Source organism: Bdellovibrionales bacterium (assembly GCA_016716765.1).
Classification (GTDB): domain Bacteria; phylum Bdellovibrionota; class Bdellovibrionia; order Bdellovibrionales; family UBA1609; genus JADJVA01.
In genome coordinates this window covers 313,333-328,164 of sequence record JADJVA010000004.1, presented here as the reverse complement: position 1 = coordinate 328,164, position 14,832 = coordinate 313,333, and the positions used below count along the sequence as shown (strand labels likewise).

Annotated in this window: 11 protein-coding genes; 5 read left to right on the top strand and 6 right to left on the bottom strand. The window is 45.2% G+C overall.

Annotated elements, in window-relative coordinates:
• The first annotated feature begins 132 nt into the window (after positions 1 to 132).
• Entirely contained in the window at positions 133 to 876 is a 744-nt protein-coding gene (locus IPL83_02710) for a tetratricopeptide repeat protein (GenBank protein ID MBK9038066.1), read from the top strand.
• Between the two features lie 87 nt (positions 877 to 963).
• Here the strand turns inward: IPL83_02710 and IPL83_02705 are convergent, their stop codons facing one another.
• A complete protein-coding gene (locus IPL83_02705; protein MBK9038065.1) occupies positions 964 to 1,941 on the bottom strand; it encodes a hypothetical protein in 978 nt (325 codons plus the stop codon).
• Positions 1,942 to 2,138: 197 nt separating this feature from the next.
• Between IPL83_02705 and IPL83_02700 the strand changes: the two genes are divergently transcribed.
• Both IPL83_02700 and IPL83_02695 read left to right on the top strand, forming a co-directional pair.
• Entirely contained in the window at positions 2,139 to 2,711 is a 573-nt protein-coding gene (locus IPL83_02700; GenBank protein MBK9038064.1) for a hypothetical protein, read from the top strand.
• Complete coding sequence (locus IPL83_02695) at positions 2,711 to 3,346, top strand: NAAT family transporter (GenBank protein ID MBK9038063.1); 636 nt, start codon at positions 2,711 to 2,713, stop codon at positions 3,344 to 3,346. The genes IPL83_02700 and IPL83_02695 overlap by 1 nt, the downstream gene beginning before the upstream one ends.
• Positions 3,347 to 3,357: 11 nt before the next feature.
• Here IPL83_02695 and IPL83_02690 read toward each other — a convergent pair whose 3' ends face one another.
• The 5 genes from IPL83_02690 to IPL83_02670 all read right to left on the bottom strand — a co-directional run bounded on the left by IPL83_02690 (position 3,358) and on the right by IPL83_02670 (position 12,337).
• Positions 3,358 to 5,892 (bottom strand): DUF5110 domain-containing protein, encoded by a 2,535-nt coding sequence (locus tag IPL83_02690; protein ID MBK9038062.1) that lies wholly within the window; start codon positions 5,890 to 5,892, stop codon positions 3,358 to 3,360.
• Between the two features lie 187 nt (positions 5,893 to 6,079).
• The gene (locus IPL83_02685) at positions 6,080 to 7,054 is read right to left on the bottom strand and encodes a hypothetical protein (protein ID MBK9038061.1); all 975 of its coding nucleotides are present in this window, start codon (positions 7,052 to 7,054) and stop codon (positions 6,080 to 6,082) included.
• Positions 7,055 to 7,566: 512 nt separating this feature from the next.
• Positions 7,567 to 9,015 (bottom strand): hypothetical protein, encoded by a 1,449-nt coding sequence (locus tag IPL83_02680; protein MBK9038060.1) that lies wholly within the window; start codon positions 9,013 to 9,015, stop codon positions 7,567 to 7,569.
• A gap of 149 nt (positions 9,016 to 9,164) precedes the next feature.
• Positions 9,165 to 9,935: a hypothetical protein gene (locus IPL83_02675; GenBank protein MBK9038059.1), complete on the bottom strand. Its 771-nt coding sequence runs from the start codon at positions 9,933 to 9,935 to the stop codon at positions 9,165 to 9,167.
• A complete protein-coding gene (locus tag IPL83_02670) occupies positions 9,932 to 12,337 on the bottom strand; it encodes a hypothetical protein (GenBank protein ID MBK9038058.1) in 2,406 nt (801 codons plus the stop codon). Before IPL83_02670 ends, IPL83_02675 begins: the two co-directional genes overlap by 4 nt.
• Before the next feature lie 501 nt (positions 12,338 to 12,838).
• Here IPL83_02670 and IPL83_02665 point away from each other — a divergent pair.
• Positions 12,839 to 13,921 carry a VWA domain-containing protein gene (locus IPL83_02665; GenBank protein MBK9038057.1) on the top strand — a complete coding sequence of 361 codons (1,083 nt, stop codon included), beginning with the start codon at positions 12,839 to 12,841 and terminating at the stop codon, positions 13,919 to 13,921.
• A 102-nt stretch (positions 13,922 to 14,023) separates the two neighbouring features.
• A complete protein-coding gene (locus IPL83_02660) occupies positions 14,024 to 14,812 on the top strand; it encodes a sulfite exporter TauE/SafE family protein (GenBank protein ID MBK9038056.1) in 789 nt (262 codons plus the stop codon).
• Positions 14,813 to 14,832: the final 20 nt, after the last annotated feature.

Genomic DNA, 14,832 nt, shown 5'->3' with positions numbered 1-14,832 from the left:
CAGATTGTGGATTCTACAGCAGTCAGAGGGTAATTAATAATGGGGATCATGAGGGACCACATCTGGCTTTTCTGTTGTGAAATAACATTGAGAAAGGCGCAGTAGATCCTTTTTGATACAAGGGGGACAAGGTTGACAAATTTTATCAGTTGCCAAGCCTGCGGAAAAACGATTCCGCCAGAAAGAATTTTTTCAACAATGATAATTTGTTCTTGTGGCTGGACAGAATCACCGCAGACAGAAGCTGTTGAAAAAGAACGCTTTCGCAAAACAAATTTCACAATAATGACCGGTGCCGTTCTGATTTTGGCGGTCTTTTTCCATGTTGTGCACTGGGACAATTATTCACTCGCGATCATTCCACTCAAGATCAAGGAATTGACAGGTACGGCGAGCCCCAAGGACCACCTCAATCTCATTGAGATTTGTTCAAGCAGACGCAAATATGACTGTTTGAAAGACGCCTACAAAGGCCTCTATCGTTCGAGCAAGGACATCTCCTTGCTCGCGAAACTTGGACAGTTGGAAAAATCAACAGGCGATCTTCAGTCAGCCTCAGCAACACTCAAAGATTATTCCAAATTGGGAGGTAAGGACAAAGCGGCTCTCGCGAGCTACGCCGAAGTATTGAGTCAAACAGGCCGGACAGAAGAGGCTCTTAAAGTTTACAAAGGAATCCTTGCGAGCGCACCTCGCACCCTTCAAATTTCACTGGCGCGCAACTATGTGTCTTTGCTCATTGAAAACAAAAAGTACGCTCAGGCCCGCGAAACACTGGAGTACTACAGAAAAAAGGCGACCATAAATGGGTATTTCATGGAAAAGGAGTACCAAGCACTCAACAAGAAGTTGCGCTCAAGTGAAAACAAAAGCTAACATTAAAGCTAAAGCTAAGCCTAAAAAAAACGAGAACCTTCTCTGCAGGTTCTCGTTTTTCGTGCAATATTTTTTAGATTTCTCTAATTAAAACACATTGATATTCGCACTCAGAGCCACATTGGTGCGATCTGATCTTGGATGCTCTGGCAAAAACTGAACATTTGGATAAAGGAAAATATCCCGGGTCACTGAAATACCCAATCCAACCGATTGATAGAGGGTCTCTTGATAAAAAGTCCAGGCGCTCTTTGCATTTCGACCATGCCCAATGTACTGCGCCAGAAGTGTGCGAAAATTGAAGGTGTCATTAATCACATACTCCAAAACTGCAGCGGTTCCAAATTTGTAATCTGAACTATTTGCCTTTGCCTCGTCGGTAAACTTATCGAAAACATTCGATTCTGCTGACAAAACAAGCCCCAAACTCAAACCGCTCGTACCAATATCTTTCATAAAGATCTGATCCACACCAAATCCCGCAACATAACCACTTGCTCGAGAGCTCGCTTCCGTGACAGCAATTGCAGTTACCGTCGTGACAGACTGAACTCCGGCCAATTTATCCAGGTAGGTGTAAGTCAAATAGGGATCAGAGATATTTCTTCGCTCCAAGTCCTTTCCCTTTTGGTTCTTGGTCGTCCTGGCATCAAGAGACTCATGAAATGGCGCCAACATCATGATGCCGACTCCTGCGCTCAAAGAAGACTGCTCACCCACTCGATATTTCCCGGATACCGCACCGGAAATTCCAGCTACTGCGGTCTCATTTTTCGCAGCCTTGATATTTGGACGAATTTTATTGCCTGGCTTTTCAACAGACCCACCGTTGTAACCAAACGACGCCGAGAGAGAAACCTTTGATTTAGAACCAGTTTCTGCACGCAGTTTTTTATTTGTGATCAATTGATCAACATCTTTCTGACCTTCGTCTCCTTTAACATCTTTCAGTTTTGCTTTGGTCTCGGAAGATTCCTGAGCATGAGACAAGGTACCGTAGGACAAACTCACTGCTAACGCCAATCCCAAGAACAGGCTGCCCGTTCCTTTTGTTTCCTTTTCCATTTCTTTTTCCCTTCGTTCGCTCACTTTTGCTCACCAAAAGAAGCATCATTAAGTTATTGTGGCTAAATCCCACCAAAGCCCCTACTCTGAAGGCACCTAGACCATTGTCTGGCCGATAATGCAATGCGCCCGAGAACCTGTCAAATACAAATAGGAGTGTGCCGCAAATCAGATGATCTTGTGAATTTGGGCTACCGTTGAGCGGCTTCCGCGATTACACTCAAACCATGGATATTTCTTCACTTTATTGGCGAAAATGCAGTTCCTGCAAGCTTGATATTGGCTATCAAAGGACCCACTACAAATGCAATGTTTCAACCTGTAATCGCAATCGAACTGGGCTCGTGTTCTGCTCCATCCCCTGTTTTGAGCGCCATCTCCCCTCCGCAAGACACCGTGATGCCTACGCAATTGAGGAAAAATCCCCCAGCTTTGAACAGTGGAAACAGGAATTGGAATCAGCTGACTCGGCGGCCCCCTCGGCGCCGGTACCAGCCGTTGCGAAAGCTGCAGCACCCATGGCGAACCCCCGAGTCTTTTTGGTACCAAAAAATCCTCAAGGACTCACAGTAAAAAAAGTACGCGAAACGGAAGTTCTCGTTGTGGCCTCAAAAGTAAAGGACTACATTCGGCGAAGTTCAGAAATGAATACCTCCGGAGAGGTCCTACAGGCTCTCTCGGATCAGATCCGCTCGCTGTGTGATAAGGCAATGGACTCGGCCCGTGCAGACGGAAGAAAAACCGTCATGGAGAGAGATTTTAAGAAATAATGAAGGATATCCTTACCTACTTTCTTTACACTTTCATGAGTATCTTTACCATTGTGAATCCGCTGGGAACCTTGCCCGTTTACGCTGCCTTCACCGATTCAGTCAAACGGGACCAAGCTATTCGTGTGGCCAGGACAGCCTCTCTGGTTGCCTTTGTTTTGATGATTCTCTTTGCACTGACGGGTCAATTTCTGTTTAATTTTTTCAGCATATCTATAGATGGTTTGAGAGTGGTTGGCGGCATTCTTCTTTTCCTTACCGGTTACGACATGCTTCAAGGAAAGAATTCTCGAACAAAAATTCTCTCCAAAGCAGAACGATTAGAAATAGAGGAGTTTGCAATCACCCCTCTCGCTATTCCAATGATTTGCGGTCCGGGAGCCATCACGGTTGTGATTGTTTTGATTCAGGAAGCCAACAGCCTTGTTCACAAGTCAATTTTGTTCAGCAACATCGCCCTGGTCTGTTTGGCCAACTTTCTGTTCCTTATTGGCTCAAAGCGGATCTTGAGCCTCCTGGGAAATAGCGGAAACAAGGTTTTCTTTCGCCTGATGGGCCTCATCATTATGATGATTGCCGTAGAATATTTCTTCCGAGGCCTCACTCCCTACGTACAAAAAATTATCAGAGCTTGATCGCCCTCGGGTTATTCGGCATAGCTCACCTTCAATTCCTTTAAAATCTGATCGTCCGTTCGCGGAATATAGACCGTAATGGGACCTTTCCCAACTGGTTGAACCCATGATCCAAAGCCCCCGGGTATTTTTTGGTTGGATTTAGCCAGTAAATTTCCGTTCCAGGAAATACTGGATACAGGGCGATGGCTGATGACTTGCACTTTCCACTCTCTCCCATTTGATGCTCCAGCATAAGTGCCTTCGCTCGATCCAATCCTCACAACATAATCACTGCCAACGGATTGGTGGGATACTTTGGTTCTCTTTATAGCTCCAGCCATATAGGCAGTTGTCTCTCCATCATCTTCACGAAGGACAAACTCTCCTCCGTTCTTCGACGGATAAATCCTCAATTCCTCCGCCCCACCAGAGCTTTTTTCCAAGTGTCGAACTGTTTCTCCCATCAGTGGAAGAACTGCACCCTCCCTCACATAAAGCGGAAGCTGAAATTTTCCGGTCTTCCAAAACGGATGAGCTGAGACCCACTCTCCTCGACTGACAATTGGACTATTCTCGTAAAACTCGTACCAAGTTCCTTTGGGTAAGTAGATTTTCCGAACTGTCTCGACATAGGAGGCCGTAATTCCCATCATCAGATTGGGACCGATCATCTTTTGATGAGCCATACCGCGAGCCAAAGGATCATCTTGAAAATGATAGAAGACAGGAGGAAAAATAGCCTCGCCATTTTCATGAGCCGCATGAGCCAAGGAATAGTAGTAGGGTGCCAATTGATAACGCAATTTGATATTAGCACGATTGCTCTCTTCGTGACCTAAGCGATCAGGAGCTGTTTCTTTGCAGTTGCAAGTGTTCTCAACGTGGGGCCGCACAGGAATATCGAGGAGCGAAGAGTTGGCAAACCACTGAGTGTAAAGAAGATTGAGATCGCCATCGAGCCCTCCTCGATGAAAACCTCCTATATCTGAACCATAAAAATCGAATCCAGAAAGTGACATGTGCATTTGTGCACGGAGGTGCGAGGCGAGGCTTGGCATATTTGAGCCAATGTCCGCAGACCACATTGCAACACCAAATCTCGGGGATCCTGGTCCACCTGATCGACTCAGGATAAAGGGCCGGCGCTCCGGATGAAACTTCGAGTAGCCCTCAACAATCCCTTGGTGCCAAGAAAAAGAGAAATAATTGTGAATCGAGGCATGATTGTGTAATCCCAACTCGGGCCATCCACTGTACCACGACCAGGGCTGAAACATTTCTGGTTCGCCCAGATCTGTCCAATGTCCCTGAACTCCCATGTCGACCAAGGCTTTGCGCTTAGATTCAGCCCAGTAATTTCGAGCAGCTGGATTTGTCCAATCAATCATGCCGCCTTTGCCCCACCAGGGATTCGTATCATTGTAACTAGGCCCACAATTGAAGCAGTCTTTTGCCAAAAGGCCTCGACTCGCCAATTCCTGGTGCTCTTGAAGTCCCTTTCCAACATAAGACTCCTCAATCAAAATCAGTCCGAGATGTTCATTTTTATCAAGCTCCGCTATTTTTTTTGCAGGCTGCGGAAATCGATTTTCATCCCACTGAAGCCTTCCCATTGGCGTGTGATCGGAATGAGACTGAACGCCTCCAAACCACTGAAGGTCCATCACAAAACCATCGACAGGGAAGTTTTTGGCTTTTAAAGACTGAAGTTTTGACTCCAGTTCTTGCCAGTTGTCGTAACCGTATTCAGAAACCCAGAGACCAAACATCTTTCGCGGTGGAACCGGTGGCCGACCCGTCAAAGCTATGTAGTCGCTCCGCCAATCTTTTAGATTGGGACCCGTAAAAAAGAAGCCGCTGAGATCCTCAGAATCTGTCGAAGCGCTCCAAGGTTGACTTTGAAAATCAAATGAAAGCTTTGCGAGACTATCAAAATACATTCCGTAGCCAAGGTAGCCATCACCCATTGCGTAGAGAACAGGGATTTGTGTATCGCCAACGGCTCCTCCTATAAACTCCTTCATAAAATTGCCATAGGGACCCGGCGACACCCTTTTTCTCCCAACCCAATCGTCGCCCAATCCGCCGTCTTTTCTTGGATCATCGAGCTGCTGACCCAAGCCAAACACCTGCTTCATTCCTAGTTGGTCGATCTTGAGCTGCATACCGGAGCCCGCGTTCTTCGCAACGCAAAGATTGGTCAGTGGTTTCTGGTGATTTTTTTTATCTTCAACATTTATGCACGGCAGATCGTTGCTGACCGTAATCATGAACTCAGTTGTCTCGATCACTTGCTCCCCCTGAGCATTTGAACGACGAAGGAATGCCTGAGAGGGATTGCGACGCTCACTCAAAACAGAAGGGGTCGTCCAAATGGGCGAACCTGGGTTTTTGCTGGAACCAAATCTAAAATGAAAGAGATCTTCCTGCCAGATTTCTACTTGAACATACTGATTGCTGCGATAAAAATTAAATAAGAGAGTTTCTGGCGAGCCTTGTGCCACACAGATCGGCAAAAGTAAAAAAACAGTCGCGAGCACTTCCCGTGCTAACTTGAATATCATATTCTCCCCCTTTTTTTGACATCCCCTTAAAATTCATAACCCGATCTGAGGAGGCATTGCCATAAAAAAGGAGCTGTTGCACTGTGCACAACTGTTTTAAAGTTAAATTCTTATGTAACCCAACAGCATGAATGAAAGATTTTGCGAAGCCATAAACTACGAACTATGAACTCAACGAATTCAGAGACTAATCGCCAACTACCGTGCGAAATTCCCTGATACGCCTTTTGATCGCTTTTAGCGGGTGCTCCTTTGCAGCAACGCCACCAATTGTGTCGAGCTTGTTGTTATATTCAGCAAGAACTAAGTCTAACTCCGACCTTCTCGTTGCCCCTATCCCTTTAAATTGCCTATACAGCTCAGCGACTTCAACAGAAAACTGCCTACTCCTCATTGCCAACTCACCTATGGCCCCCTGGTAGGCATTATCTGTGTAGCTCCTCAGTATTTGAAGACTCTTATAATCACCATCTCTATCTGGGGTATTATTTTTTATAAGCGGAATCGAGCGATCAAAAAGCAATTTATAAAACCACTGACCCACAGTATATGGTCTGTTAAACTGGATCTCAAAGGATTCAGTGAATAGAGGTGTAAATTCAATTCCCAAATGTGAACTCAAGAGTCGAAAGAACGAATTATTTTCGGGCTCATCAGGAGAATCGGAGAACAATATAATTGGCGTGTTTCCGGAATGGTTGTCCTTATTTCTTGCTTGCGTTTGGAATAGCAAAGCGATCAATGCCTCCCGGTAGCGAGAAACACTCAGCAATGGATATTCCTCTGCATCAAACTTAAATTCCCGAATAAAATCTGCAAAGGTGATAACCATGCCCATTCTGGCTTTCATGGGTGCCAATTGATCTTGAGTCCAAAGCACGTCGAGCGCATGATGAGCCGTATCGTGAACGATTTCCTTGGGGGCAAACGGAACTAGGTTTTTGAAATAGAACCCACGAACGTAATTTTCCGAATAACTCAACTTGATCCCATCAGGGCTCACCGCGGTTTGAATTTCTGCCGTCCACCTCGCCGGAATTTCTTCGAACCCATGTCTTTTTAAGACTTTGTTTAAAGCAGCAATTCGTTGGTTGAATAGGACACTGTTAGGTGCATACATAAGGTCGCTTCTGATAAGGCGAAATCCAAGAAATGCCGCCACCCTTGGACCCAATGCCGAAATGATCCAAGTCGGATCGCTTTCAGGCGCAAAAAAAATTGGGGCCTCCGTGACGCCGCCATGTCTGACCTATCCTGCGAAACAAAAAATAACCCTCACCACCCCTTTCCAACAATTACTTGCTCAACCTGAACGGCAGGAATCCTCGGAAAGGCTATGAAATCGATGGACACTTTCGGAAGGGAGAAAAAGGGGTCACTTCTTCCAATTCGAGCATCTAATGCCACGAATAGATCCTCCAATGTCTGAGGGTGCTCTACGTTAGAACGGTCGCTATTCGATAGATGATTTCGGCAAGCCGATTTGGCGCTCTTTGTGCCACTTCCCGCGTCATTTGTTGCGCTCACGGCTGAACAAAATGCAAGAGAAACACCTAAAAGGAAGAATAAGAAAAATTTGCCCAGATGAATAGACATCTTATCGAACCTTGCAAAAGCTAGGCCGCTGATTCCAGCAACCTAGCTCAGAGACCCTCCGCCTTGAACTGTCTTCTCTCATCGGCGTGCAAAAGGTTTTCCCGTCACATACTTGAACATCATCGCCTCCCCAGCTGGCAGAGAGACCTCAAGTCGATAGACATTGTTACCCAAGGATTTGAGGGACACAATTTCTTCACGACCGGATTTAGTATTCAGCCAAAGCAATTGATCTGCTTTAGCGTAATTTGGATTAATGGAGAAATCTACTTCTACTCGACCGGATTTGATCGTTCCCAAAGGAAAGTCGGCGCTCGCATGCCGAGTGTTTTGAATCATGGTATAGAGCTCCCCTCGATCGTCGCGAAAAAAGCCAATCGATAAATCAAGAAAGTATTCTTTAGAGGCAGGTCGAATACTCCTTATGTAAGGGTCATCGCCTGCTCCGTAAGACCAAGCCTTGGTCCCTCGCGGCTGTAAGAGCGAAGCTCTGTAGCGAACATCCGTGCTTGTCAGCTGAGTGACTACTTTTCCGTACTCAACCAATTCTCGATTGATATTTGATATCACAGTGTACATGGCCGTTTTCTTTGCATGAAAATTTGCGTTTTCCTCAAAAAGAATCGCATTTAAGTCAGATTCCTTCGGCGATACTTGATACAGAAACCAAGTGAATCCTGTGAACCCATAAAGAACTCCACCAAAAGCGTCCCAACGGGCATCACTTTCGGTCATTCTATCTTTTGGTTGGTCTATGTACGATCTCAAGTACTTCCAATAAGGCCTGTTGTATTTAAGACCCTCTTTGCGAATGCCCTCAAGAGGTTTGTAAGTTCTTTGTTGGCGTGAATACCAATCATAGCTGATCAGGTCCGCATCCATTTTTCCGTAATAATCCACCATTTCATTGTAGTTCTTATTGCCAGAAATGTTTCCGAAATTAACATAAAGCAAAGCGTCTGGATCGTACTTTCGAACCTTGTTTATCGTGTCAGCCATCTCGCGAAGATCACTCATCTCAGAGGGTTCATCACCGATCTGAAAACCAATTCGTCCTGATAGACCAGGAGGAAGGCCTCCCATGAACTGCCCGTTGGACCAGCTATTTCCGAGCTGATTGACCCAAGAAACAAATGGGAGGTTCGCACGATGCTTGCGCCACCCTGCAATTTCAAATGGCAAGCCTGTTTCCCAGGTATGAACGGCACTGGCCTTAAAGAGATCAAGGTAGTCATTCACGGCTTCAGGCGGAGGCTCTCCCATATTCACATTGAGACCTGATAAAAACATCGAATGAGACCTGACCCATTTCAATCCTCTTGTCAAAGCAGGAGGAGTGAAGGGCTTCGGATAAACCCCCGATTGAGGATGTTCTTGTTGCTCAACAACAACTTCTTTCTGTGCCGTTTGCTGGTTCACGGATGAAGTAGGCGATGCCGCCTGACCGCAAGATGCTAAAAAAAGTAAAAGTACGCAGGAAAGTCCACTCGTTGACGCTAATCTATTTTTGGATATACAAACTTCCATCTTTCCACCCCCAAAACTTCTTTTCGGTGAAGGTGGAGTGGAACCTTAAAAAATAATAATTGAGACTCACCGGACCTCGTGAAAATAAAACTGAAGCTCAGATAATTGAAACCAACATGGCGCTCCGATCACAGAAATTTGTAGCCAATTCATTGAGGATTGCCAACATAGTCAATGGCGCGTTTCACAATTTTTTTATTTGTCTCATTTGCTTGCTCTAGAAGTTCCCGACGAGATTCAGGAAAACTAAGAGCATACTGCATCGACAACTCGACTTTATCTCCAGCAAGGGAGACTTTGAGATCTCGAGGCATATTCGCCTGAATATTTTGAGCCAAAATAATTTGCTTTACCGTATTCTGGGACTCATACCTTGACGGATTTTGATCATAATGAAGGGACTCATTGAGAAACTCTACAGCAGCATATCGAAGAGTTTCGTCAGAAGAATCGAGAGATTCTCTTGAGCCCTGCAAGAGAAAATCCCCCACAGCACGAATCTGAGCGGTATCACTCAGAAGCTCTTGATAAGCGGCCAATTCAAACTCATTGCGAAGCCAGTTCCTCTTCAATTCAAAGAATTGCTTGAGAGTCGGAGCTACAGAAACTGAGGATTGGGACAAAACCTCAGAAACTTGCTCCGGATTCAATATTCTTTCTGATGAAAATGCACTCGCCCTTTTTTGCTCTCCCTTCTGTTCACTCGGACCTGAAGGGAGAGAACTCGTAGCAACCGACGGAGATTCCAGGGAGTTTTGCTTATTCTCAGAACTCTTATCAATCCCAAACCCAAAACTCGACTTTAAATGTGAAACTTTTAAGCCACTTTGAAAATAATTATTCAGGAGTATTCGACCCCCTATCACCGCAGTGAAGAGGATCGAACAAATAACTATTATGTTACGACTTTTTAGGCTCATTTTTTAGCCTTGGACTGAGCGCTGCGAGGAAATAGATCCTCGACCAAAGCATGGCGCAGGATGACTCGCCCCATATACTCATTTCCTTCGCTTTGATAAAAGGCTGATCCACTTATGAATCCCTGGGCCACAATCAAATTCTTATGAAGTTCTTGTGACTGAGGATAGAGATTATAGACTTTGCCAAATATTTCGAATTTGCGAATGGCCACAATAACATCGGGTCGTCCATTATAAAGAATGAGCTTCTTGCCTACCTTGAGAGTCTGGGCATCTACCAATCGACCGTTCTCAGTTAACATGGGGTGACTCTCTGTCACTTGAATACGGCCGCCACTGGCAGTTCTAAATTCAAGTATCGTCTGATTGGCTGGAGCCAAATCGACGATAAATCGATTGATTTTCTCCCCAACCAAACGCAAGTCTTCAAGGAAGCTCTCGGGATGAACCACCATCACTTCCTTCACTGAGTTTTCCATCGCAGAACGAATGCCTTGATACTTGTTTCCACCAAAAAGGATATTTTGATTTTCTGTGAAACAGCCTGCCGTGCACAAGCCAAGTAACTTCACTCCGTCTGGAATATCACAGGCAAACGAAGATTTCACAGGAGCTTTCCATGATTTAGTCACCTTGTCATTTTTGATGTAACCAAAAGATGGATAGTGATTTCGATGGGTATAGAGTTTCTCCCCCCCCATATCAAAGAAAAATTTTATTTCAGGATGATCCTTGCACTTGCGGACCCAATCTCTGCGCCCCTGCACTTCGGTAGCAAAAAGAGAGTCCCCAGCACACCGACCCGAGACATTAAAGGGTCTGCAATTCTTGACTTCAGAGCTTGAAATTATTTCTGACTTCACAAACCTATCTTGGCCCTTCTGGCACAAATAGTGCTGATTTATTTTGCTTTTGCGAACAATTTCTCCAATTTGATTTACGGGACAATTTAGGCTGTCAGTGCTTTCTTTGATCTCGCTCCACGTCTCACCCTCGCTGCGGCCACTTGGACAGAGCTGAACACAGGAATTCTCTTTATCGATCCAATTCCCAATAAATTCGCTACTTGATATTGCACCAACTGTGCAAAGGAAAACTGTGGTAATTTGTCTTTCCTGAAGAATCTGTCCTCGATATCCCTCACTGCAGTTCACAGTTTGTTGTTCAGATCTCACATGAGACCATTTTTCTCCATCAATCCTTCCGCCTTCACACATTTTTTTGCATGTATTGCCAACCTCAAACCACTCTCCAAGATCGACATGACGAACAATGCTGCCATTGTCACAACTTAGATTTGTGACCTTCTCTTTTCTGTATTCGACTTCGCCCGAAAAGCCGCTGGCACAATTTTCCTTTTTGGATTCGGTATCAACCTGTCGCCATTTGTCTCCGTGCTTGTGTCCATCGTCGCAATTTCTTTTGCAGGTATCTTGCAGAACTGTCCACTCCCCATAATTTCCCTGAGTGTTCACAACTCCTTCCATACATGTCAGCGTCTCGGTGTACATGCGTTCCCGAGTAATTTGCCCAGTGTAGTTGACATCGCACTGTTTGACTTCGGTTTGTTTGGTCGTCGAAGACCGAGACTGACCATGGGTTAGACCCACCTGAGGACAACTCTTGTGGCAACTGTTGGTGACGAGATCCCAATCTCCAACAACATAGGCTGTCCTAGAAACAGTCCCATTGAGACAAGTGTAAGTCTGTGTCGTCGTTTTCTTATAATCAATTTGACCCGTCTCATCGGCTTTGCACGATTCAATCTTCTTTTCGTCAGTAGGTTCGCTCCAAACTTCATTGTGTTGACGATTTCCGCATGCCTGTCCCGAAGGAGGACGTACCTGGCAACTGCTGTCATCAACCTTGTAAATAGTTCTTCCCGATGCCCCTTCCGAATTCCACTTTCCATCTTGGCACAATTCGCTCGTCCGAACCAAATAGGTCAGTTCGATAGCGCCATTTGAATCCTCAGGGCACGGAAACAAAGCAGTTTGAAAATCGAAAAGGTTGCGCGCTTGACCGTTCTCATATTCGCCACACTTAGATTGAGTCCGTTGGCACTGAGCAACTTGGAGCAACCGGCCCCTAAACTCCCCGACTTCTATCACCTGACCCTCTTCACAAATATACATTTTCACGCGCTCATATGAGTCGGAATTTTCGGTTCCATCCTCACAAGCTACTCGTACGGGAAGACTTCCGTCGACGTACGTCCAAGGAATTCCGCCGGGGATTCCCTTGCAGGAATTTTGCTCAGGAGAAAGGCTGAAGAGGGCTAAACTCTGCGCCTTCTCAGACGGCATATCAACTAAGGAAATCTCGTCCGTGCAAGCCTGCAGTCCGGTAATTAAGAGCGTAAAAACCATAAATGTGAATATGAAATTATTGTGTTTGCGCATATTGAGTTCTCCGTCTTTCAGCCAATTGGCTGTTATTGCAATTTCTTAAACCTCTCCAAAACCAATCAACTGAGGATGACCTCACGACAACCAATCGCTCGCACCAAAAAACCACCCATAGCTCAATTTAAAAATTGAAAATTAGGACATCAGACTGGTTGCGTGATCGAAAACATCCTTTTCCCGCGTACACACAACAATCAAGGTGCCTATAGCCTCGCAAAGATAGGATCAAAAAAAAAGGGGATCTTATAAATAAATTCTTCAAAATCGCTACAGCGATTCTGTTTCGTTTCCTGTTTTATTGATGGACATTAAGACTTCATTTTGAGACGGATAATGGCCAAAAACAGGACACTAATAGTTTTTCGTTTTTCCTGAAATTCAGCTGCTAGAAGCGGCATGTAATTTGCTTGTAAATAATTTTCTAACTCGGGGTCATCTGACACAGATATGATGCTCTGTCAGATGACCCCGCTTTGTGGTGGGCGGATAAAAAAGATGAGAAAAATATTCAAACTGTCTTCCGTAATCTCTGTGATCCTCGTTTTTGGGTGTTCGAAATCAGGCAATCGAGACTCCCATGACTCACCTGCCCCGACCCCGTTATCGCCAAAGCAATCAGATAAAGATGAATCAAAAAGTGAGAATGAAGAACCCGAAGCCCCCAGAGAGCCTGATAAATCACCCACAGAGAAAAATGTTGATAATGATAACGACAAAGCTGAACCAATTGAAATAATCCCGGCATCTCCAGTGCCTTTTCCGCAGGCCACTGATGCCACTCCCCCACCACCTTCAGAACCTCCGTCACCTGCAGTGCCTCCGCCACCTGCAGTGCCACCGCCTGAAATTCGTGGCGCCCGCTCCGCAGCGAAAAAATATTCAGATGAACAATTTTTGGTTCTTGACCCAAAACGTTCTGGAAAATCTGAATTTTTAAGTCAAGACGACTTCCTCTGGGATTTTCGCGGAGTTTTTGATGTCGAAGCTTTGGACTATCTTAAAAAACTTTCAATCCGAACAGGTGGTTTTGTCACATTTTCGCCAAGACCAACTTCTTTTGCGGAATCCGTTGATGCTGTTTTGAATATAATATTGAAAGACCGTGGAACAGCAGGAAATGATGTCGTTTTGATTATCGACACAACAAACTCAATGACCAATGACATTCAGAATTTAAAAGAAAAAAAGGATGAGATCCTGCAAAAGCTGAAAGATAAATCGAATCACCCCGATCTCAAATTAAGTTTGATTGCTTATCGGGATAAAAACAATAGTTACGTGGCAAAAATTGTTAGGGATTTCACAACTAGCGCTCGGTCTTTTGGCGGGGCCATTGACGAATTGAACGCGGGCGAGGGCAACAAAGATATTCCTGAAGCCATCTTAGATGCGCTGGACCTTGCTGACGCCAAACTATCTTGGCGTGAGGACACAAAGAAGAGCGTGATATTAGCAAGTGATGCTCCCGGCTTCCCCGTAAGCTACTCGAATCAAACATTTGAACAAATTATCGAGAAATACAGCCAAAAAAGCCATCAGATAGCTATCTACTCGATTCTGGCCGGGAGCCTTGAATAAAAAAGCCTTAGGCTTGTTGCGAGCGCAGCCTGATCTAACCTCGATAACCTCGACCAAGCCAAGCGAGGACTTACCATGCGAGAACCTCGGTAGATTGAGAATTTGACAATCGCCAATCTGCAAATATATCGTCTTGAGATGACTGATCATCTTATTTATTTTTTGATTGGCTTTATCGCCCAACTTTTTGATGGTGTTTTGGGTATGGGCTACGGGGTTGTTTCCTCAAGCCTGCTTTTGAGCACAGGACTGACACCCTTGGCAGCAAGCAGTACTGTTCATTTTTCCGAAATTTTCACGACTGGCATGTCAGCCTACTGGCACTCAAAATTTGGAAATGTCGATAAAGCGCTATTCAAAAAATTAGTTATTCCAGGGGCAATAGGGGGCATCCTAGGAGCATATATTTTAAGTCAGGTCCCGGGAGAGGGCCTATTGAAGGCACTTGTCTCTATTTATCTTCTGATCATGAGTATTCGAATTATTTTCAAGAGCCTCAACAAATCTATCACCTTAGCTCCTCTTAAAAGGATTGCCCCCTTAGGCCTTGCAGGTGGTTTTTTTGATGCGATTGGAGGAGGGGGATGGGGCCCTATTGTAACAGCGACCCTACTCGGTCGCGGACACAAATCTCATATTGTCGTCGGTTCAGTTAACGCAGCCGAATTTGTTGTGACAATCTGCCAGTCGGCAACCTTCTTCACAATGATAGGATTGGCTAATCTCAATATCACGATTGCTCTGGTTTTAGGAGGATCTCTCTCTGCGCCAGCGGGCGCCTTTCTTTGTCGAAAATACGCCTCAAAAAATGCAGGACTCGCCATTGGTGGCTTCAATTCAATTATTAGCCTGCAGACACTGTATAGATCTATCCTTAGCTTGCTACATTAAAAGCGGTGCGGGTACACTCA